This window comes from Streptomyces sp. NPDC092045, from assembly GCF_044756005.1.
Classification (GTDB): Bacteria; Actinomycetota; Actinomycetes; order Streptomycetales; family Streptomycetaceae; genus Streptomyces.
Window position 1 is genome coordinate 555,417 of record NZ_JBIVSC010000003.1, and the last position, 18,936, is coordinate 574,352.

The window sequence follows — 18,936 nt, forward strand, 5'->3', positions numbered from 1 at the left end:
CCGTCGGCGCCGTGACGGGGCGACACCTGTCCGGCGGTCCCCCGCATGCGTGGGCCCGGGGCCGGTGTGACGCTGCGAGGGTGACCACCACCAGCGACGCAGCGCCCGCGCCCCCGGCCGCCGTCGAGCCGCCCCCGCTCGACCGGCGCCGCCGCAACATCGTCTTCGGCACGATCATGCTGGGCGTCCTCCTCGCCGCCCTCGACCAGACGATCGTCGGCACCGCCCTGCCGACGATCGTCGCGGACCTGGGCGGCGCCGCCCACATGTCGTGGGTGGTCACCTCGTACCTGCTCGCCGAGACGGTCGCGACCGTCCTCGTCGGCAAGTTCGGCGACCTCTTCGGGCGCAAGGTGGTCTTCCAGATCTCCGCGGTCGTCTTCATCACCGGCTCGTTCCTCTGCGGACTCGCCACCAACATGACGCTGCTCATCGTCTGGCGCGGCCTCCAGGGCATCGGCGCCGGCGGTCTGATGGTCACCTCGATGGCGCTCATCGCGGACGTGATCCCGCTGCGCGAGCGCGGCAAGTACCAGGGCGCGATCGGGGCCGTGTTCGGCGTCTCCACCGTCATCGGCCCGCTCCTCGGCGGGCTGTTCACCGACCACCTGAGCTGGCGCTGGGCCTTCTACGTCAACGTGCCCATCGCGATCCTGGTCGTGATCGCCGCCGCCCGCACGATCCCCTCCGTCCGCTCGGCGAGCAGACCCGTCATCGACTACGCCGGCATCGCGCTCGTCGCCGTCGGCTCCAGCGCCCTGATCCTGGCCACGAGCTGGGGCGGGAACGAGTACGCCTGGGGCTCCGGCGTCATCATCGGGCTCTTCGCGGGCGGGATCGTCGCCCTGGCCCTGTTCTGCCTGGTGGAGACCAGGGCGGCCGAACCGATGCTCCCCATGCGCCTGTTCGGGAACCCCGTCTTCACGGTCTGCTCCGTGCTCAGCTTCGTGGTCGGCTTCGCCATGCTCGGCGCGATGACCTTCCTGCCGACCTACCTCCAGTACGTCGACGGGGACTCGGCGACCGTCTCGGGCATCCGCACCCTGCCCATGGTCGTCGGCCTGCTGATCGCCTCGGTCTTCAGCGGCAACGTGGTCAGCAAGACCGGCCGCTACCGGATCTTCCCCATCGTCGGCTGCCTGGTGATGGGCGTCGGGCTCTATCTGCTCTCGCTCATGGAGCCGGACACGAGCACCTGGCTCGCGTCGCTCTACATGTTCGTCCTCGGCGTCGGCATCGGCCTGTGCATGCAGGTCCTCACCATCGCCGTGCAGAACACCGTCGACTACGCCGACCTGGGCACCGCCACCTCCGGCGTCACCTTCTTCCGCACCCTGGGCAGCTCCTTCGGCACGGCCGTCTTCGGCACGATCTACGCCAACTCCCTGGGGCCCGACCTCACGGCCGGGATCCGGGAGGCCTCCGCCGTCGCCGGGGGCCTCGGGCTCGACCCGGCCGCCGTCGCACGGGCCGCGCAGAACCCGGCCGGGGTGCACGGCCTGCCGGACGCGGTCGCGGAACCGATCGTGAACGCCTACGCCGACACCCTCCACACCGTCTTCCTGTGGACCGTGCCCGTCGCCGCCGTCGGCTTCGTCGTGGCGCTCTTCCTCAAACAGGTGACGCTGCGGGACTCGGCGCGCGCCGCCGCGCCCGACATGGGCGAGGGCTTCGCGTCGCCGACCACGTCCGGGGACTCCGCGAAGCTCCTCGAACTGTCCGTCGGGCGGATCCTGCGCCGCACCGACCTGGACACGGCCCGGCGGATCGTCGACGGGTCCGACACCCGCCTGGACGTGGCGGGCGCGTGGGCGGTGATGCAGGTCGAGCTGTACACCCGGACCGTCGGACACGCGAGCCTCGGCCTGATCGCCGCCGGACGGCGGGTCCCGCCCGAGGTGCTCCTGCCGGTCTTCGACCGGATGATCGAGGAGGGCTTCCTCACCCGCGACGGCAACCTGTTCTCCCACACCCCGGCGGGCAGGCGGGAGGCGGACGTCCTCACGCACGCTTGGGGGGTCTGGCTCGCCGACCTCGTCGAGCGGGAGCGCGGCCGGCCCAGCGGGCCCGAGCTGCGGGTGGCGACGGACGCCATCGCGAAGAAGATCGTCGCGGAGGACCTGGCGAGCGGCATCCCGCGCTCGGGGTCGCGCGCGGTGGCGGGGGCCCGCTGAGGCCGGTGCCTCGCGGACGTCCGCCCGGCGGACGGACCCCCGGTGGCCGGCTACTCCGCGACGTCCCCGTCCACGTACACCCACGCCCCCTCGTGGCGGGCGAAGCGGCTCCGCTCGCGCAGCGCGCCCGGCTCGCCGCCGTGGACGTAGCGGGCCGTGAAGGTGACGGTGCCGTGCCGGTGGAAGGCCGTGCCCTCGGTGGTGTCCTCGATCTCCAGGCCGGCCCAGCGGAGGCCGGGGTCGAAGTCGACCCCGGCCGGACGCGTCCCCGGCGCCCAGGTGCGCAGCAGATAGGCCTCGTCGCGGACGGCGAAGGCGCTGTAGCGGGAGCGCATCAGGAGTTCGGCGGTGGGCGCCGTGCCGCCCGTGCCCGTGTGGAAGCGGCCGCAGCACGCGCCGTACGCGGCGCCGAGGCCGCAGGGGCAGGGCGACTCCGGGGTGACGGCGGGGGCGGCGGGAGCCGGGGCGGTGCGGGGCGCGGTGCGGGGGCGGGCCTTGCGTCGGGACATGGCGCCCATTGTCCCCCGGCCGCCGCCCCACCCGCCCCCGGCCCGTGCGCGGGCCCCCGGCGGGGGTGCCCGAGTAGCGTACGGGCATGAGACTGACGATTCTCGGAGGCGGCGGATTCCGGGTGCCGCTGGTGTACGGCGCGCTGCTCGGCGACCACGCGGCGGGGCGGGTCACCCGGGTCACCCTGCACGACCTCGACGAGGGGCGGCTCTCCGCCGTCGCGCGGGTCCTCGCGGACCAGGCCGCAGGGGTGCCGGACGCGCCGGAGGTGACGGCGACGACGGACCTGGACGAGGCGCTGCGCGGGGCGGACTTCGTGTTCTCGGCCATCCGGGTCGGCGGCCTGGAGGGCAGGGCGGCGGACGAGCGGATCGCGCTCGCCGCAGGGGTGCTCGGGCAGGAGACGGTGGGGGCGGGCGGGATCGCGTACGGCCTGCGGACCGTGCCCGTCGCGACGCACATCGCCCGGCGGGTCGCGGAGCTCGCCCCGGACGCCTGGGTCATCAACTTCACCAACCCGGCCGGCCTGGTCACGGAGGCGATGTCCCGGGTGCTGGGCGACCGGGTCGTCGGCATCTGCGACTCCCCCGTGGGCCTGGGCCGCCGGGTCGCCCGGATCCTGGGCGCGGACCCGGACGAGGCCTGGATCGACTACGTGGGCCTCAACCACCTGGGCTGGCTGCGGGGGCTGCGGGTCGGGGGCCGGGACGAGCTGCCCCGGCTGCTGGCCGACGAGGAGGCGCTCGGGTCCTTCGAGGAGGGCCGGCTCTTCGGCCCGGAGTGGCTGCGCTCGCTCGGCGCGGTCCCCAACGAGTACCTGCACTACTACTACTTCAACCGGGAGGCGGTGCACGCCTACCGGACCGCAGGGCGGACCCGCGGCGCCTACCTGCGCGACCAGCAGGGCGCCTTCTACGAGGAGATGGGCCGGCCGGACACCCCCGCCCTGGCCGCCTGGCGCCGTACGCTCGCGGACCGGGAGGCCACCTACATGGCGGCCAACCGGGAGGCCGCCGGGGTCGGGGAGCGCGACGAGGAGGACCTGGAGTCGGGCGGCTACGAGAAGGTGGCGCTGGCCCTCATGCGGGCGGTCGCGCGCGACGAGCGGACGACGCTGATCCTGAACGTGCGCAACGGCACGACGCTCTCCGTGCTGGACGCGGACGCGGTGATCGAGGTGCCCTGCCTGGTCGACGCGAACGGCGCCCGGCCGGTGGCCGCGGCCCCGCTGCCGTACCACGCCGCCGGTCTGGTGACGGCCGTGAAGGCGGTGGAGCGGGAGGTGCTCGCGGCGGCGGAGAGCGGGTCGCGGGAGACGGCGGTCAAGGCCTTCGCGCTGCACCCGCTGGTGGACTCGGTCGCGGTGGCCCGCCGGCTCGTGGAGGAGTACGCGGCGGCGCACCCGGGGCTGGCGTACCTGCGGTACTGAGCCACCGGTGCCTGCCCGCGGCCGGCCGATACGGCCGACGGACGCCTTCCACCGGTGCGGGGGCGCCGCCTAGGCTCACGCCCCATGACCTTACGGAACGAGGGAGTTCGGCGGGGCGCGGCCCGGCTCGTCGCGGTCTGCCTGCTGGCCGCCGGCCTGGCGGGAACGGCGCCGGCGGGGGCGGAGACGCGGGCGGGCTCCGCCGGGGAGCCGGTCGTCGTCCCCGTGCAGACCACCGGGCCGGCGGACCGGCGGTTCAACCTGGTGTTCCTGGGCGACGGTTACACCGCCGAGGAGATGCCGGAGTTCCGGGCGGACCTCGAACGGCACCTGAACACCCTGTGGAGCGTCGAGCCCTTCGCCTCCTACCGCTCGTACGTCAACGTGTGGGCGGTGGAGGCCCCTTCGGCGGAGTCCGGGGTGGACTGCGACCCGGGGCTCGACGCGCCCGCCCGGGACACCGTGCTCGACATGGGGTTCTGGGGCGGCTGCGATCCGGGGAGCGTGCAGCGGCTGCTGACCGTCGACGGGCGGAAGGCCGCCGCGCTGGCGGACCTCGTGCCCGGGACGAGCGCCGCCGACCGGCAGGTGGTGGCCCTCGCCCACAGCTCCACCTACGGCGGCGCGGGCGGCGGTTACGCGACCGCGTCCGGCGGCAACGCGCTCTCCGCCCTCATCACCCCGCACGAGCTCGGGCACTCGCTCGGCGGCCTCCAGGACGAGTACGACTACTACGGGCGCGGGGTGCCGGGCGGGACGTACTCCGGCCCGGAACCGGACTCCGCCCACCACACGCTCCTCACCGAACGGCAGATGCGGGAGCGGCGGGCCAAGTGGTGGCGCTGGCTGGGCGAGGAGAGCGAGTCCGGCGGGACCGTCGGCCGGTACGAGGGCGGTCTGTACAGCACGGAGGGGGTCTGGCGGCCGAGCCGCCACTCCCTGATGAAGACCCTCGGCTACGCCTTCGACCAGGTGGAGCGCGAGGTGATGGTGCGGGCGATCGCGGCGAAGGTGAACCTGGTCCAGGGCCACACGCCGAACGCGGCGCCGATCGGGGCGGACCGGTCGGTGTGGGTGGACGTCCTGCACCCGGTGGGCGGTGAACTCGCCGTGACCTGGCGGCTCGACGGGCGGACCCTGGACACGCGCGGAGCCCGCGCCGTCGACCTGCGCGGGCTCCGCCTCTCCCCCGGCCCGCACGCGCTGACGGCGACGGTCACCGATCCGACGCCGTTCGTCCGCGACCCGGCGGTCCGCGCCTCCGAGGCGCTCACCCGGACCGTCCGCTGGACGGTGGACCCCGCGTCGACCACCGCGCGGGAGCCGGTCGCGGCCGCGTTCACCGGACACACCCCGACGGGTTCCCCGGTCGGTGCCCGGAGCGTCGTGCACGCGGACACCACCCATCCGGCGGACGGCACCCCGGCGGTGCGCTGGCACCTCGACGGGCGTCCCGTGGCGACGGGCGACCGCAACGACCGCGACCTGGACCTGGGCGCGCTGCGGATCGCCCCGGGCACCCACGCGCTCACGGCCCGGATCGCGGGCACGGGACGGGAGTTGCGCTGGACGGTCGACGCCCGGCCGGCCACGGCCGCGTACGAGCTGTCGGAGCCGCTGCGGACGGTGCGGCGGCCGGGACGGCCGGTGGAGTACGTCTACGACGGCGCGTTCACGATGCGGCTGACCGCGCGGGACGACCGGGAGGGCGCGGTGGTGAGCCAGTTCCGGGTCGACGGCGACGGCTGGTACACGTACTACGGCTGGCCGACGGACGCGGACGCGCCGTTCCGCTTCTCACCGGGCGGCACGGTGATCGACGGCCTCGTGTACGGGAAGCTGGGCCGGACCCGGGCGGTGCCGTGGGACGACGCCACTCCTGACCACGGCACCCACACCGTCGAGTACCGCACGGTCGACGCGGCCGGGAACACCGGACCGGCGCGGAGCTTCCTGGTGACGCTGGTGCCGCCGAAGGGCTGAGACGGGTCGGCCCCGCGGACCGGGAGGGTCCGCGGGGCCGCCGCGCGCGCCGTTCGTGGAGGGCGGGGTCAGAGCTTGCGGGCCACGCCGGCCCAGCCCGGGATGGGCTCGTCGCCCGTGACCGGGACGGGCTCGCCCAGCTCCGGGTGCCATTCGGCGGTGAGCGAGACGCCCGGCTCGACGAACTCCATGCCGTCGAAGAACGCGGCCAGCTCGTCGCGCGAGCGGGGCCGCAGGGTCAGCCCGCGCGCCTTGTACATGGCGGCCGCCTGCGCCGCTCCCTCGGGGTTGAAGTCCCCGGTGACGTGGGAGAGGACGAGGTAGCTGCCCGGCGCGAGCTTGTCGACGAGCTTGGAGACCAGCTCGTACGCGCCGTCCTCGTCCCCGACGAAGTGCAGCAGGGCGAGCATCGACAGCGCGATGGGCCGGTCGAAGTCAAGGACCTTTCCGGCCCTTTCGAGGATCGCCTCGGGCTCGCGGGCGTCCGCCTGGATGTACTCGGTGGCCCCCTCCGGGGTCGAGCGCAGCAGGGCGGCCGCGTGCGCGAGCACGATCGGGTCGTTGTCGCAGTAGACGATGCGGGCCTCCGGCGCGGCCTCCTGCGCGATCTGGTGCAGGTTGGGCTCGGTCGGGATGCCCGTGCCGATGTCCAGGTACTGGCGGACGCCGCGGGCGCTGAGCCAGCGGATGGCGCGGTGCATGAAGGCCCGGTTGACGCGGGCCATGTCCCGGCCCCGGGCGTCGACGGTGAGGAGCTGGCGGGCCATCGCCTCGTCGACCGGGTAGTTGTCCTTGCCGCCCAGGAACCAGTCGTACATGCGTGCCGGGTGCGGCTTGCTGGTGTCGATGCGTACGTCGGTCCGCGGGACTGCGGGGTCCTGGGTCATCGGCTCTCCTGGTCGGGATGAACGGGTGGCGCTACAGCAAGAGTTACGCGACGGTAGGGGCGGGACGGAAGGGCTGGGCGAGCAGAAAGTCGGCCTGACCGGATTTGGCCCCCTGGATGAAGGCCTCGATCTCCCCGTGGGTGTAGATGAGCGCGGGTCCCTCGGGGTCTGCGGACTGTCGCACGGCGACCCTGCCGTCGGCCAGCTTCATGGCCTCCACGCAGTTGCCCCCGTTCCCGCCGCTCCAGGGCTTGTGCCAACCCTCGGCACCGAGCTCCGCGGCGGGCATGCCGTTGTATATGCGATCCATTCACAGCTCCTTGCGGAGATTCCGGAGAATCTCCTTCGTGCGTTGTGCAGTCGCGGCCTGAGCCGCCATGCGGTCCATGACCTCCAGGTGGGACGCCACCTCGGGACGCGCGTCGAGATAGACCGCGCCGGTCAGGTACTCGCTGTAGACCATGTCCGGGAGTTCGGGCACGGCGAAGCGGAAGAGGACGAACGGTCCGTAGGTGCCGGGGTGGTGGCCGGACGCGAACTCCGCGATCTGCAGGGTGACGTTCGGCAGCTCGGACGCTTCGAGCAGCCGGTCGAGCTGGTCGCGCATCACTTCGGGCCCGTCACCGACCGGCCGGCGGAACACCGTCTCGTCCATGATCACCCAGAACTTCGGGGCGTCGTCCCTGAGCAGCAGGGACTGGCGCTCCATCCGCAGGGCTACATGCCGCTCGGTGTCCTCTTCCCCGGCGGCGTCGCTGCCGCCTCCGACCGCCCCGCTGCGCAGAATGGCACGGGCGTACTCCGCGGTCTGGAGCAGACCGGGAACGAACTGGGGCTCGTACGCCCGGATGAGGCTCGCGGCCCCCTCCAGACTGACGTACATGGAGAACCAGCCGGGCAGCACGTCGTGGAACCGCTGCCACCAGCCGGGGAGGTTGGCCTCCTCCGCGAGGGCGACGAAGCCCTCGGCCTCGGAGTCCGTGATCCCGTACTCCTTGAGCAGGAGCTGGACGTAGGGGATCTTCAGCGCGACCTCGGCGGTCTCCATCCGCCGGACGGTGGCCGGGGCCACCCGGAGGATCCTGGCGGCCTCCTCCCGCTTCATGCCGGCCCGCTCGCGCAGGTCCTGCAACCGCTTTCCGAGGACGACCTGTCCCACCGTGGGGGCGGACCGCGGCTCGCTCACTCCCAGACCTCCCCGACGCGCTGTTTTCGACGAGTGTGCCACGAAGCCGGGCCGGAGAGAACACGGCACTCTGCAATTTTCAGAGTGCCACTTGCCAAGTGTCCGACTCAGGAGGACAGTGTTCCGGTGAACCAGTACACGCTGCCGTCGTGCGCCTCCGCGCCCCGGCGCGGCGCCGTACGGCAAGTCCTGCCCACTGTTGTGAGGAACCGGTCGTGGCTTCTGGTAACGCGCAGCCTTCAGGTCTCATGAGTCCCCGCGTCATGGCCCAGCGCCCACAGCCTCAGACCGATACCGGCGCCGTGCGGCGCTTCGCCTTCGAGCTCCCGGCCCTCACGGCGTCGGTCGCGCGGGCCCGTCGCCTCGCGGAGGAGCGGCTCATCATCTGGGGCTGCGGCCCCGACATACGCGACACCGTCTCCCTGATCGTCTCCGAGCTGGTCACCAACGCCGTCGTGCACACCGCCAGCGGCCGTTTCGTCTGCGAGCTCCGCGAGGGCGAGGAGAAGCTGCGGATAGCGGTGCGGGACGAGGGCGGCCCGGCGGGCCCGAGGATCCGCGACTGCGGTGAGGACGAGCGCGGCCGGGGACTGATCATCGTCGACGCGCTGTGCAGCGCGTGGGGCGCCGAGCGCACCGGGCACGGCACGTCACAGACCGTCTGGGCCGAGCTGGCCCACGGCACGGGGGAGCCGTGCTGAGGTCGATGGCGGACCGCATGCTGCCGCGGGCCCGCCGCCGCCCCGGACTCGGCCTGGTCGCGACCACCGGCCGCCCCCTGGAACTCCGTCTCGAACGGGACGACCACCGCGCCGCGGAAGCGCCCTCCCGGAGCGTCCTCGGCCCGGCGGGCCCCACCCGCTCCCCGCGGCCGGACCCCGTCGTCCGGCTCGCCGTCCCCGCCGACCTCCCCGCCGGCCTGGGCCGCGACGCCGTCGGCGTCCCCGCCCGCTTCGGCTTCAAGATCCTCTCCCGGCTCCCCGCCAACGGCTGCGTCTACGCCGACTCCGACTGGTGGTGGTGGCTCGTCCCGGCCGGCTCCGACCTGGACCTGACCTGGCCGCTGCCCGCCTGCTACGCGCGCGGCGCGAAGATCCCGGACCGCCGCCCCCGGCTGATCCACCGGCCCGACGGCGCCTCGCCCTACACCCCGCCGATCCCGCTCTACCTGCTGGCCTGCCAGCTCACGGGCGTCACCCCGTCCTGGTCGGCCCCCTCGGTGCGCAGCGCGCTCTGACGCGTGCGGGCCGTCACGGCATAGGGTCGGGGCCATGTTCACTCCGCAGGGCCCCGGCCTCCGCGAGCTGACCGTCCAGGCCCTCTCCTCGGTCGAGCACGGTTACGACCTGCTCGCGGAGAAGTTCGACGCGACGCCCTTCCGCACCTCCGACCGCCTCCTGGACGCGGTGACCCGCACCCTGGAGACCCTCGGCCCGTTCGACTCGGGCCTCGACGTCTGCTGCGGCACCGGCGCCGGGCTCGGCGTCCTGCGCGCGGTCTGCGCGGGCCGGGTCGCCGGGGTCGACTTCAGCACGGGCATGCTGGCCGGGGCCCGCCGCGCCCACCCCGACGCCGACCTGGTCCGCGCCGACGCCCTGGCCCTGCCCTTCGGGCCCGCCTTCGACCTGGCGGTGAGCTTCGGAGCCTTCGGCCACTTCCTGCCGGAGGAGCAGCGCACCCTCTTCGAGCGGGTCCACGCCTCCCTCCGCCCGGGCGGCACCTTCGCCTTCCCCCTCCCGGCCCCGCCCCGCGTCGGCTCGCGCCCCTACTGGATCCTCTGGGGCTTCGACGCGGCGATGCGGGTCAGGAACGCGCTCTGGCGCCCGCCCTTCGTCATGTACTACCGCACCTTCCGCCTCGCGGACGTCCGCGCCCGCCTGGAGGCGGCCGGCTTCGACGTCTCCCTCGTCCCGGTCGAGCCCCTGGGCCGCCGCGACGACGGCAGCCCGGCGTGCAGGCTGGTGGTGGCGAGGAAGGGCTGACCGCGGGAGTCGACGCCGGTGTGGAAGCCCGGCCTCGTACGAGAAGTGCCGGATACGAGAAGTGCCGGTCGATGCGAGATCGACCGGCACTTCTTCGTTGTGTCCGAGGGGGGACTTGAACCCCCACGCCCGATAAAGGGCACTAGCACCTCAAGCTAGCGCGTCTGCCATTCCGCCACCCGGACCGGGTGTTGTCGTTCCGGGGTTTCCCCCGCGGCGACAGAGATAACTCTACCAGGGGTTCCAGGCGCCTTTCACCAGCGTTTTCCGTGGTCAGTGGGGTGGGGCGGCACCGGCGGCACCGATCCGGACGGAATCGTCCGGACATGCGCACGATGGGTGCTTTCGCGCGTACGGAGCGTGCCTCGGCGCTCCGGGCGGCCCGGTGGAGCTCGACGCCCCCCGACGCCGGCTCCGTGGGAGTCACCTTGGCGACGCCCTGCGGTCCAGGCCAATGCTTCGGGGAGAGTCCGTCAGGTCGGGTCGGGGCCGGTTCCGAAGGCGGCGTCGAAGGAGGCGGCCGGGGGGTCGAAGTCGTACCGCTTGAGGAAGGAGAGCGCCTCGGGGGCGCCCGTGAGCCGGTCCATGCCCGCGTCCTCCCACTCCACGGAGACCGGTCCGGCGTAGCCGATCGAGCGGAGCATCCGGAAGACGTCCTCCCAGGGCACGTCGCCGTGGCCGGCGGAGACGAAGTCCCAGCCGCGCCGGGGGTCGCCCCAGGGCAGGTGGGAGCCGAGCCGTCCGTTGCGCCCGTCCAGCCGCTTGCGGGCCTCCTTGCAGTCCACGTGGTAGATCCGGTCGCGGAAGTCCCACAGGAAGCCGACCGGGTCGAGGTCCTGCCACACGAAGTGGCTCGGGTCGAAGTTCAGGCCGAAGGCGGGGCGCCGGCCGACCGCCTCCAGGGCCCGCCGGGTGGTCCAGTAGTCGTACGCGATCTCGCCGGGATGGACCTCGTGGGCGAAGCGGACGCCCTCGGCGTCGAAGACGTCGAGGATCGGGTTCCAGCGCTCCGCGAAGTCCTCGAAGCCGCGTTCGACCATGCGCTCGGGAACCGGCGGGAACATCGCCACCAGGTGCCAGATGGAGGAGCCGGTGAAGCCCACGACGGTGTCGACGCCGAGCGCCGCCGCGGCCCGCGCGGTGTCCGCGAGCTCGCGGGCCGCCCGGCGCCGCACCCCCTCGGCCTCGCCGTCGCCCCAGATCCGGGCGGGCACGATCGCCCGGTGGCGCTCGTCGATCGGGTCGTCGCAGACGGCCTGCCCCACCAGGTGGTTGGAGACCGCCCGGCACTTCAGGCCGTACGCGTCGAGCAGGTCCCGCCTGCCCTTGACGTACGCCGGGTCGGCGAGGGCCTTGTCGACCTCGAAGTGGTCGCCCCAGCAGGCGAGTTCGAGGCCGTCGTAGCCGAAGTCGCGGGCGAGCCGGCAGACCTCCTCCAGGGGCAGGTCGGCCCACTGGCCGGTGAAGAGGGTGAAGGGTCGTGGCACGGTCCGGGCCTCCTAGCGGGATACGGGGGGTGCGGGGAGCACGGGGGTGTAGACGGCGTCGTTCCGGGCGCTCTCCTCCACGGCGGCCAGGACCCGCTGGACCTGGAGGCCGTCGGCGAAGGAGGGCTCGGGGGCGGTGCCGGTCGCGACGGCGTGGACCAGGTCGCGGACCTGGTGGGCGAAGGTGTGCTCGTAGCCGAGCGCGTGGCCGGGCGGCCACCAGCCCTCCAGATAGGGGTGGCCGGGCTCGGTGACGAGGACGCGGCGGAAGCCGGCCGTGACGGCGGGCTCGGTGTGGTCGTGGAAGGACAGCTCGTTGAGCCGCTCCAGGTCGAAGGCGAGGGAGCCGCGCTCCCCGTTGATCTCCAGGCGCAGCGCGTTCTTGCGGCCGGCGGCCATCCGGGTCGCCTCGAAGGAGGCGAGCGCCCCGGAGGCGAGCCGCCCGGTGAACAGGGCCGCGTCGTCGACCGTGACCCGCCCGCGGGCGCCGCGGGCCGGCCCCGGCGCGAGGCCCGCGGCGGCTCCCGCGAGCAGCGGGCGCTCCCGTACGAAGGTCTCGGTGAGCGCCGAGACCCCGACGAGCGGCTCCCCCGCCAGGTGCTGGGCGAGGTCGACGGCGTGCGCCCCCAGGTCGCCGAGCGCCCCCGACCCGGCGTGCTCGCGCTCCAGGCGCCAGGTCAGCGGGAAGTCGGGGTCGACCAGCCAGTCCTGGAGGTACGTGACGCGGACGTGCCGCAGGGCGCCGAGCCGGCCCTCCGCGACGAGCGTCCGGGCGTACGCGAGGGCCGGCACCCGGCGGTAGTTGAAGCCGACCATGGCGATCTGGCCCCGGGCGGAGGCGGCCTCGGCGGCGGCCGTCATCGCCTCGGCCTCGGCCACCGAGTTGGCGAGCGGCTTCTCGCACAGCACGTGCTTGCCGGCCTCCAGGGCGGCGATCGCGATCTCCGCGTGGCTGTCGCCCGGGGTGCAGACGTCGACGAGCCGGACGTCGTCGCGGGCGATCAGGGCGCGCCAGTCGGTCTCGGCGGCGGCCCAGCCGTGCCGGCGTGCGGCGGCCCGTACGGCGTCGGCGTCGCGGCCGGCGACGGCGGCGAGGACGGGCCGCAGCGGCAGGTCGAAGACGCGGCCCGCGGTCCGCCAGCCCTGGGAGTGGGCGGCTCCCATGAACGCGTGACCGACCATGCCGATGCCGAGCGGCGGCGCGGTCCCGCCCTGCGTGGTCTGTTCCATGCGGTTCCTCCCTGTCGTGGTGCGCCGGGGGCCCTTCGGTGCCGGCGGGGTCAGTGGAAGCCGGTGGGCAGGTACGCGTCGACGTTCTCCTTGGTGACGACGGCCGAGTAGAGGGTGATCGAGGCGGGGATCTCCAGTTCGGACAGGCCGCCGATCCCCTTCTTCTGGCCGAGGGCGCGGGCGAGGTCGATCGCGGAGGCGGCCATGGTCGGCGGGTAGAGGACGGTGGCCTTGAGGACGCCGTCGTCGGCCTTGATGGCGTCCATGGCGGATCTGGCCCCGGCGCCGCCGACCATGAGGAAGTCCTTGCGTCCGGCCTGGGCGACGGCGCGGAGCGCGCCCACGCCCTGGTCGTCGTCGTGGTTCCAGAGGGCGTCGAACTTCTGCTGCGCCTGGAGCAGTTGGGCCATCTTGGCCTGGCCGGACTCGACGGTGAAGTCGGCGGCCTGGCGGGCGACCTTGCGGATGTTGGGATAGTTCTTCAGGGCGTCGTCGAAGCCCCGGGTGCGCTGTTGGGTGAGCTCCAGGCTGTCCATGCCGGCGAGTTCGACGACGGTGGCGTCCGGCTTGTCCTTGAGCTTCTCGCCGATGAAGCGGCCTGCGTTGAGGCCCATGCCGTAGTTGTCGCCGCCGATCCAGCAGCGGTAGGCCTGCGGGGAGGCGAAGATCCGGTCGAGGTTGACGACGGGGATGCCGGCCCGCATGGCCTGGAGGCCGACCTGGGTGAGGGCCTTGCCGTCGGCGGGGAGGACGACGAGGACGTCGACCTTCTTGTTGACGAGCGTCCGGACCTGGCCGATCTGGGCGGCGGTGTCGTTGGAGCCCTCGGTGATCTCCAGGGTGACGTCGGAGTACGTCGCGGCGCGCCGCTTGGCGTTCTCGTTGATGGCGTTGAGCCAGCCGTGGTCGGCCTGCGGGCCGGCGAAGCCGATGGTGACGGGGGTGCCGGGCTTGCCGTCGGCGGCGGGCGCGGCGCTCCCGGCGGGCGCCCGCCCCTCGGGCTCGTTGCCGGTGCAGGCGGTGAGCAGGGCTCCGGCGGAGACGGCGGCGCCGCCGAGGAGGAGGTGTCTGCGGCTGGTTGCGGGCATGGCGGTGGATCCCTTCGGGCGGGTTTCTTCGGAGGGGGCGGGCCGTGCGGAAGGGGCTGCGGGCGGGGGTTTTCGGGCCCGGCGCTCAGTGTGGGTCGCGGGCGGTGCGGTGCTGGACCAGGACGGCGGCGACGATGATCGCGCCCTTGGCGATCTGCTGGACGTCGCTCTGGAGGTTGTTGAGGGCGAAGAGGTTGGTGATCGTGGTGAAGACGAGGACGCCGAGGACGGAGCCGGCGATGGTGCCCCGGCCGCCGCTGAGGAGGGTGCCGCCGATGATGGCGGCGGCGATGGCGTCGAGCTCGTACAGGTTGCCGTTGGTGTTCTGGCCGGAGCCGGAGAGCACGATCAGGAGGAAGGCGGCGATGCCGCAGCACAGGCCGGAGAGCAGGTAGAGCAGCAGGCGCTGGCGGCGCACGTCGATGCCGGCGAGCCGGGCGGCCTCGGGGTTGCCGCCGACGGCGACGGTGCGGCGGCCGAAGGTGGTGCGGTTGAGCAGCAGCCAGCCGGCGGCGGTGACGGCCGCGAGGACGAGGACGAGCGGCGGGATCCCGAGGACGTGGGAGTCGGGGAGGCCCAGGTCGAGGACGGACGGGACGGTGACGATCTGGGTCCTGCCCTCGGTGATCTGGAGGGCGAGGCCGCGGGCGGAGGCGAGCATCGCGAGGGTGGCGATGAAGGGGACCATCCCGCCGTACGCGACGAGGAGGCCGTTCACCAGTCCGCAGCCGAGGCCGACGACGACCGCCGTGAAGAGGATCCCGGCGAAGCCGAACTCCTGGGTGGCGAGGGTGGTGGCCCAGACGGAGGCGAGGGCGACGACCGCGCCGACGGAGAGGTCGATGCCTCCGCCGGTGATGACGAAGGTCATGCCGACGGTGACGACGCCGATGACGGAGGCCTGGGTCAGGACGAGTTGCAGGTTGGAGGCGGCGAGGAACTCGGCGGGCCGGGTGAGGCCGCCGACGAGGACCAGGACGGCGAGCACGCCGAGCAGGGACAGGTTGCGGACGTCGGGCCGGAGGCCGGGCGCCGGCCGGCGTCCTTCCCGGGGCGTCATCCCGGCGGGGGTGGTGGGCGTCATGCCACCGGGCTCCCTTCCATCACGAGGTCGAGTACGCGGTGTTCGTCGAGGTCGCGGGCGGGCGCCTCGTGGACGACCCGGCCCTCGCGCAGGACCAGGACGCGGTCGGCGAGGCCGAGGACCTCGGGCACCTCGCTGGAGACGAGGAGGACGGCGAGTCCCTCGTCGGCGAGGCGGCGGACGACGGCGTAGAGCTCGGCGCGGGCACCGACGTCGACGCCCCGGGTCGGTTCGTCGAGGAGGAGGACGCGGCAGCCGCGGAGCAGCCAGCGGGCGAGGACGGCCTTCTGCTGGTTGCCGCCGGAGAGGGTGCGGACGGGGGCCTCGGGGTGGTCGGGGCGGAGGGAGAGCTCCCGGGTGGCGGTCCGGGCGGCGGCGCGTTCGGCGGCGCGGTCGATCCAGCCGGCGCGGGAGAAGCGGCCGAGGGAGGAGACGGAGACGTTGCGGGTGACGGATTCGAGGAGGAGCAGGCCCTGGGCCTTGCGCTCCTCGGGGGCGAGGCCGAGTCCGGCGCGGACGGCGGCCGGGACGCTGCCGGGGCGCAGCGGCCGCCCGTCGACGAGGACCCGGCCGGCGGTGGGCCTCCGGGCCCCGTAGACGGTCTCCAGGATCTCGGAGCGCCCGGAGCCGACGAGTCCGGCGAGGCCGACGATCTCGCCGGGGCGCAGTTCGAGGTCGAGCGCCTCGAACTCGCCTTTTCTGGCGAGCCCTTGGACCGTGAGGACGGGTTCCGCACCGGGGGCGTGGGCGCGGCGGCCGGGCCTGTCGGGGAAGGCGTACGGGACGTCCCGGCCGGTCATCAGGGAGACGACCTCGCGGGTCGGGGTGGTCGCGGCGGGCAGTCCGCGGGCGACGGCCCGGCCGTCCTTGAGGACGGTGACGCGGTCGCCGATCCGGCGGATCTCCTCCAGGCGGTGGGAGATGTGGAGGACGGCGACGCCGTCGGCGGTGAGGTCGGCGACGATCCGGAAGAGGTTGTCGGCCTCGTCGGGGTCGAGGGCGGCCGAGGGCTCGTCCATGACGATGAGGCGGACGTCGTGGGAGAGCGCGCGGGCCATGGAGACGATCTGCCGCTGGGCGGCGGAGAGCCCGCCGACGCGCCGGGCGGGATCGATCTCGGGGTGGCCGAGGCGCTTCAGGAGGGCGGCGGTGGCGGCCCGCGCCGTCTTGGCCCGGACGAACCCGGCGGTGGCGGGCTCGTGTCCGAGGTGGGTGTTCTCCGCGACGGAGAGCCCTTCGACGAGGTCGAGCTCCTGGTGGAGGGTGGCGATGCCGAGGCGGACGGCGGCGCTCGGGGAGCCGAGCCGTACGGGCTCGCCGTTCCAGGTGATGCTGCCGCCGTCGGGCTGGTGGGCGCCGGCGAGGACCTTGATGAGGGTGGACTTCCCGGCGCCGTTCTGGCCGAGGAGGCAGTGGACCTCGCCGGGCGCGACCTCCAGGTCGACGCCGTCGAGGGCGCGGACGCCGGGGAACGACTTGGTGATGCCGGACATGGTGAGCAGGGGCGGGCGGGGGTCTGGGGCCATGACGGAGTTCCCCTCGGCGGGTGCGGGCGGGCGCCTGGGCGAGCGGGGTGGGCGGGGCGGAGTGCGCGGGTGCGGGCGTATGGGCGTATGGGCGTATAGGCGTGCGGGCGTACGCGGGTACGGACGTACGGACTTGCGGACGTACGGGTGGGGCGGGAGTACGCGGGTGCGGACGTGCGGACGTACGGGTGGGGCGGGCGGGCGCGGGTGCGGACGTGCGGACGTACGGGTGGGGCGGGCGGGCACGAGCCGGGTGTCGCGGCGCGGGGCCCGGGTGTTACGCCGGGGAGAAGAGGTGGTCGCTGATGAGGCGGGCCGCGCCGGTCACGCCGGCGGTCTGGCCGAGTTCGCCGAGGACGATGGGGAGGTTGCCGGTGGCCAGGGGCAGGGACTGCCGGTAGACCTGGGTGCGGACACTGGCGAGGAGGTGGTGGCCGAGGCCGGTGACACCGCCCCCGATCACCACCAGACCGGGGTTGAAGAAGCTGACGAGTCCGGCGACGACCTGGCCGACCCGTCGGCCGCCCTCGCGGACGAGGGCGAGCGAGGTGGCGTCGCCCGCGGCGGCGGCCGCGGCGACGTCGACGGCGGTGAGGCGCCCGGCCGCCGCGAGCCGGGCGGCGAGCTCCTCCGACCGGCCGCCGCGCGCCGCGTCCTCCGCGTCGCGGGCGAGGGCGGCGCCGCCGAAGTGGGCCTCCAGGCAGCCGTGGTTGCCGCAGGCGCAGGGGCGCCCGTCCGGCTCGACCCGGATGTGGCCGATGTCGCCGGCGCTGCCCGTCGCGCCCCGGTGGACCCGGCCGCCGACGACGATGCCGCAGCCGATGCCGGTGCCGATCTTGACGCAGAGGAAGTCGTCGACGGAGCGGGCGACGCCGGCGTGCCGCTCCCCCAGGGCCATGAGGTTCGCGTCGTTGTCGACCATGACGGGGCAGCCGAGTTCCTGGCTGAGCGCCTCCCGCACGGGGAAGCCGTCCCAGCCGGGCATGATCGGCGGCGCGACGGGGACGCCCTCGGGGAAGCGGACGGGTCCGGGGACGCCGACCCCGGCGCCGTCGAAACCCTCCGCGAGACCGGCGGAGCGGAGCTTCGCCGCCATCGACAGGGCCTGTTCGAAGACGGCGACGGGTCCCTCGCGGACGTCCATGGGGTGGTTGAGGTGCCCGAGGACCTCCAGCTCGGCGTTGGTGACGGCGACGTCGACCGAGGTGGCGCCGATGTCGATGCCGAGGAACCGGAGTCCGGGCGCGAGGCGGACGTTGTGGGAGCGTCGGCCGCCCCGGGAGGCGGCGAGTCCGTCGGCGACGACGAGCCCGGTCTCCAGGAGCCGGTCGACCTCGACGGCGAGCTTGGAGCGCGAGAGGTCGATCCGGTCGCCGAGCTGTGCCCGGGAGCTGGGGCCCCCGTCGCGCAGCAGCCGGAGGAGGCGCGCCTGGTGCCGGTTGGCGGGTCGTGCCGTCATGCGTCTCACGCGCCCCTCCCTCTCCCCCGTGCTCTTCCGCACGCGGTGTCGCCGGGTCCTCCGTCGGCTTTCGGGGGAACGTAGCAGCGGACCGCCGGGCCGGGAAGAAGTCGTGCGCGAATCCGCCGGACTTTTTCCCCCGAGGGGACAAAGGGCGGGCCGGTACGGGGAGAAGAGGGGTCAGCGGACGTCGGTGAGGCGGGCCGAGACCACCACGTTGCCCTCGTAGCCGTTCTCCTCGGTGTACGTGCCGCCGCAGGTGATCAGGCGCAGCTCGGGCCGGCCCGAGTCGGCGTAGACCCGCCGGGCGGGGAAGCCCTCCTTGGGGACGACCTCGGCCCCGTACACGGTGAAGACGGCGGTCCTCCCGTCGCGGCGGAGGACCTCGATCCGGCTGCCCCTGCCGACGGCGCCGAGCTCGTAGAAGACGGCCGGGCCGCCCGGGGCGTCGACGTGGCCGACGACGACGGCGGTGCCGCGCTCGCCGGGGGTGACCGCGCCGGTGAACCAGCCCGCCGAGCGGTCGTCCTCCGGCGGCGGGGCCTCGATCCAGCCCTCGGCGTCGAGTCCGACCGCCGTGACGGGCGCGTCGACGCGGACGGCGGGGACGCGGACGCGGACCGGGGGCGAGGCGGGCAGCGGGCCGGGAGCGGCGGCGGGGGCGGGAGCGAGGAGGGCGGCGTCGGCGCGGGTGCCGCCGGGGGCGGCCGCGGCGAGGGGCTGCGGCGGGCCGGCCGCCCGCAGCTCCTCCGCGCCGCCGCGCACCAGGTGCACGCCCACGAGGAGGACGACGGCGACGGCGCCCCAGGCGCCGTGCCGGCCCGTGCTGTCCGCTCGCCCCACGTCCGCTCTCCTCCACGGCGGCCGCTCGGCCGCGTGGTCGCTCGTTCCTCCGTATGGCGCCCCTCCGT

The 18,936-nt window shown here is 74.2% G+C and carries 17 protein-coding genes and 1 tRNA gene; 6 read left to right on the top strand and 12 right to left on the bottom strand.

Annotated features, from left to right (window positions below; all coding sequences use genetic code 11):
* Nucleotides 1–80 precede the first annotated feature (80 nt).
* Nucleotides 81–2,174: an MDR family MFS transporter gene (locus ACIQKA_RS12635; protein ID WP_383151465.1), complete on the top strand. Its 2,094-nt coding sequence runs from the start codon at nucleotides 81–83 to the stop codon at nucleotides 2,172–2,174.
* A 50-nt stretch (nucleotides 2,175–2,224) separates the two neighbouring features.
* Here ACIQKA_RS12635 and ACIQKA_RS12640 read toward each other — a convergent pair whose 3' ends face one another.
* Nucleotides 2,225–2,683 carry a YchJ family protein gene (locus tag ACIQKA_RS12640; RefSeq protein ID WP_383431268.1) on the bottom strand — a complete coding sequence of 153 codons (459 nt, stop codon included), beginning with the start codon at nucleotides 2,681–2,683 and terminating at the stop codon, nucleotides 2,225–2,227.
* An 86-nt stretch (nucleotides 2,684–2,769) separates the two neighbouring features.
* Between ACIQKA_RS12640 and ACIQKA_RS12645 the strand changes: the two genes are divergently transcribed.
* Both ACIQKA_RS12645 and ACIQKA_RS12650 read left to right on the top strand, forming a co-directional pair.
* Nucleotides 2,770–4,113 carry a 6-phospho-beta-glucosidase gene (locus ACIQKA_RS12645; RefSeq protein WP_402540870.1) on the top strand — a complete coding sequence of 448 codons (1,344 nt, stop codon included), beginning with the start codon at nucleotides 2,770–2,772 and terminating at the stop codon, nucleotides 4,111–4,113.
* 84 nt (nucleotides 4,114–4,197) lie between these two features.
* Nucleotides 4,198–6,096: a M64 family metallopeptidase gene (locus ACIQKA_RS12650; RefSeq protein ID WP_383431265.1), complete on the top strand. Its 1,899-nt coding sequence runs from the start codon at nucleotides 4,198–4,200 to the stop codon at nucleotides 6,094–6,096.
* 68 nt (nucleotides 6,097–6,164) lie between these two features.
* Here the strand turns inward: ACIQKA_RS12650 and ACIQKA_RS12655 are convergent, their stop codons facing one another.
* The 3 genes from ACIQKA_RS12655 to ACIQKA_RS12665 are packed head-to-tail and all read right to left on the bottom strand — an operon-like array spanning nucleotide 6,165 to nucleotide 8,169.
* Nucleotides 6,165–6,983: an SAM-dependent methyltransferase gene (locus ACIQKA_RS12655; protein WP_383151472.1), complete on the bottom strand. Its 819-nt coding sequence runs from the start codon at nucleotides 6,981–6,983 to the stop codon at nucleotides 6,165–6,167.
* A 43-nt stretch (nucleotides 6,984–7,026) separates the two neighbouring features.
* Entirely contained in the window at nucleotides 7,027–7,293 is a 267-nt protein-coding gene (locus ACIQKA_RS12660) for a DUF397 domain-containing protein (RefSeq protein ID WP_383151474.1), read from the bottom strand.
* Nucleotides 7,294–8,169: a helix-turn-helix domain-containing protein gene (locus tag ACIQKA_RS12665; protein WP_383151476.1), complete on the bottom strand. Its 876-nt coding sequence runs from the start codon at nucleotides 8,167–8,169 to the stop codon at nucleotides 7,294–7,296. It abuts the gene before it with no gap.
* 263 nt (nucleotides 8,170–8,432) lie between these two features.
* Here ACIQKA_RS12665 and ACIQKA_RS12670 point away from each other — a divergent pair, with 263 nt between their 5' ends.
* From ACIQKA_RS12670 to ACIQKA_RS12680, 3 genes are all read left to right on the top strand, one after another.
* Entirely contained in the window at nucleotides 8,433–8,870 is a 438-nt protein-coding gene (locus ACIQKA_RS12670) for an ATP-binding protein (protein WP_376230734.1), read from the top strand.
* Between the two features lie 77 nt (nucleotides 8,871–8,947).
* The gene (locus ACIQKA_RS12675) at nucleotides 8,948–9,406 is read left to right on the top strand and encodes a hypothetical protein (protein ID WP_402540970.1); all 459 of its coding nucleotides are present in this window, start codon (nucleotides 8,948–8,950) and stop codon (nucleotides 9,404–9,406) included.
* A 34-nt stretch (nucleotides 9,407–9,440) separates the two neighbouring features.
* Nucleotides 9,441–10,151, top strand: coding sequence for a class I SAM-dependent methyltransferase (locus ACIQKA_RS12680; protein WP_383151481.1), 711 nt, complete (start codon nucleotides 9,441–9,443; stop codon nucleotides 10,149–10,151).
* 100 nt (nucleotides 10,152–10,251) lie between these two features.
* On the opposite strand, the gene ACIQKA_RS12685 is transcribed toward ACIQKA_RS12680, so the two are convergent.
* The 8 genes from ACIQKA_RS12685 to ACIQKA_RS12720 all read right to left on the bottom strand — a co-directional run bounded on the left by ACIQKA_RS12685 (nucleotide 10,252) and on the right by ACIQKA_RS12720 (nucleotide 18,868).
* A tRNA-Leu gene (locus ACIQKA_RS12685) sits at nucleotides 10,252–10,336 on the bottom strand.
* Between the two features lie 288 nt (nucleotides 10,337–10,624).
* A complete protein-coding gene (locus tag ACIQKA_RS12690) occupies nucleotides 10,625–11,638 on the bottom strand; it encodes a sugar phosphate isomerase/epimerase family protein (protein WP_383151483.1) in 1,014 nt (337 codons plus the stop codon).
* A 12-nt stretch (nucleotides 11,639–11,650) separates the two neighbouring features.
* Nucleotides 11,651–12,868 (bottom strand): Gfo/Idh/MocA family protein, encoded by a 1,218-nt coding sequence (locus tag ACIQKA_RS12695; RefSeq protein WP_402540873.1) that lies wholly within the window; start codon nucleotides 12,866–12,868, stop codon nucleotides 11,651–11,653.
* A 50-nt stretch (nucleotides 12,869–12,918) separates the two neighbouring features.
* Nucleotides 12,919–13,956, bottom strand: coding sequence for a substrate-binding domain-containing protein (locus ACIQKA_RS12700; protein ID WP_383151487.1), 1,038 nt, complete (start codon nucleotides 13,954–13,956; stop codon nucleotides 12,919–12,921).
* Nucleotides 13,957–14,041: 85 nt separating this feature from the next.
* Nucleotides 14,042–15,040, bottom strand: a complete 999-nt coding sequence (locus ACIQKA_RS12705) for an ABC transporter permease (protein ID WP_391094139.1) — start codon at nucleotides 15,038–15,040, stop codon at nucleotides 14,042–14,044.
* The gene (locus ACIQKA_RS12710; RefSeq protein ID WP_391094140.1) at nucleotides 15,037–16,566 is read right to left on the bottom strand and encodes an ATP-binding cassette domain-containing protein; all 1,530 of its coding nucleotides are present in this window, start codon (nucleotides 16,564–16,566) and stop codon (nucleotides 15,037–15,039) included. The genes ACIQKA_RS12705 and ACIQKA_RS12710 overlap by 4 nt, the downstream gene beginning before the upstream one ends.
* Nucleotides 16,567–16,843: 277 nt before the next feature.
* Nucleotides 16,844–18,025, bottom strand: a complete 1,182-nt coding sequence (locus ACIQKA_RS12715) for an ROK family protein (protein ID WP_383431338.1) — start codon at nucleotides 18,023–18,025, stop codon at nucleotides 16,844–16,846.
* A gap of 180 nt (nucleotides 18,026–18,205) precedes the next feature.
* Nucleotides 18,206–18,868: a class F sortase gene (locus tag ACIQKA_RS12720; RefSeq protein ID WP_383151495.1), complete on the bottom strand. Its 663-nt coding sequence runs from the start codon at nucleotides 18,866–18,868 to the stop codon at nucleotides 18,206–18,208.
* Nucleotides 18,869–18,936: the final 68 nt, after the last annotated feature.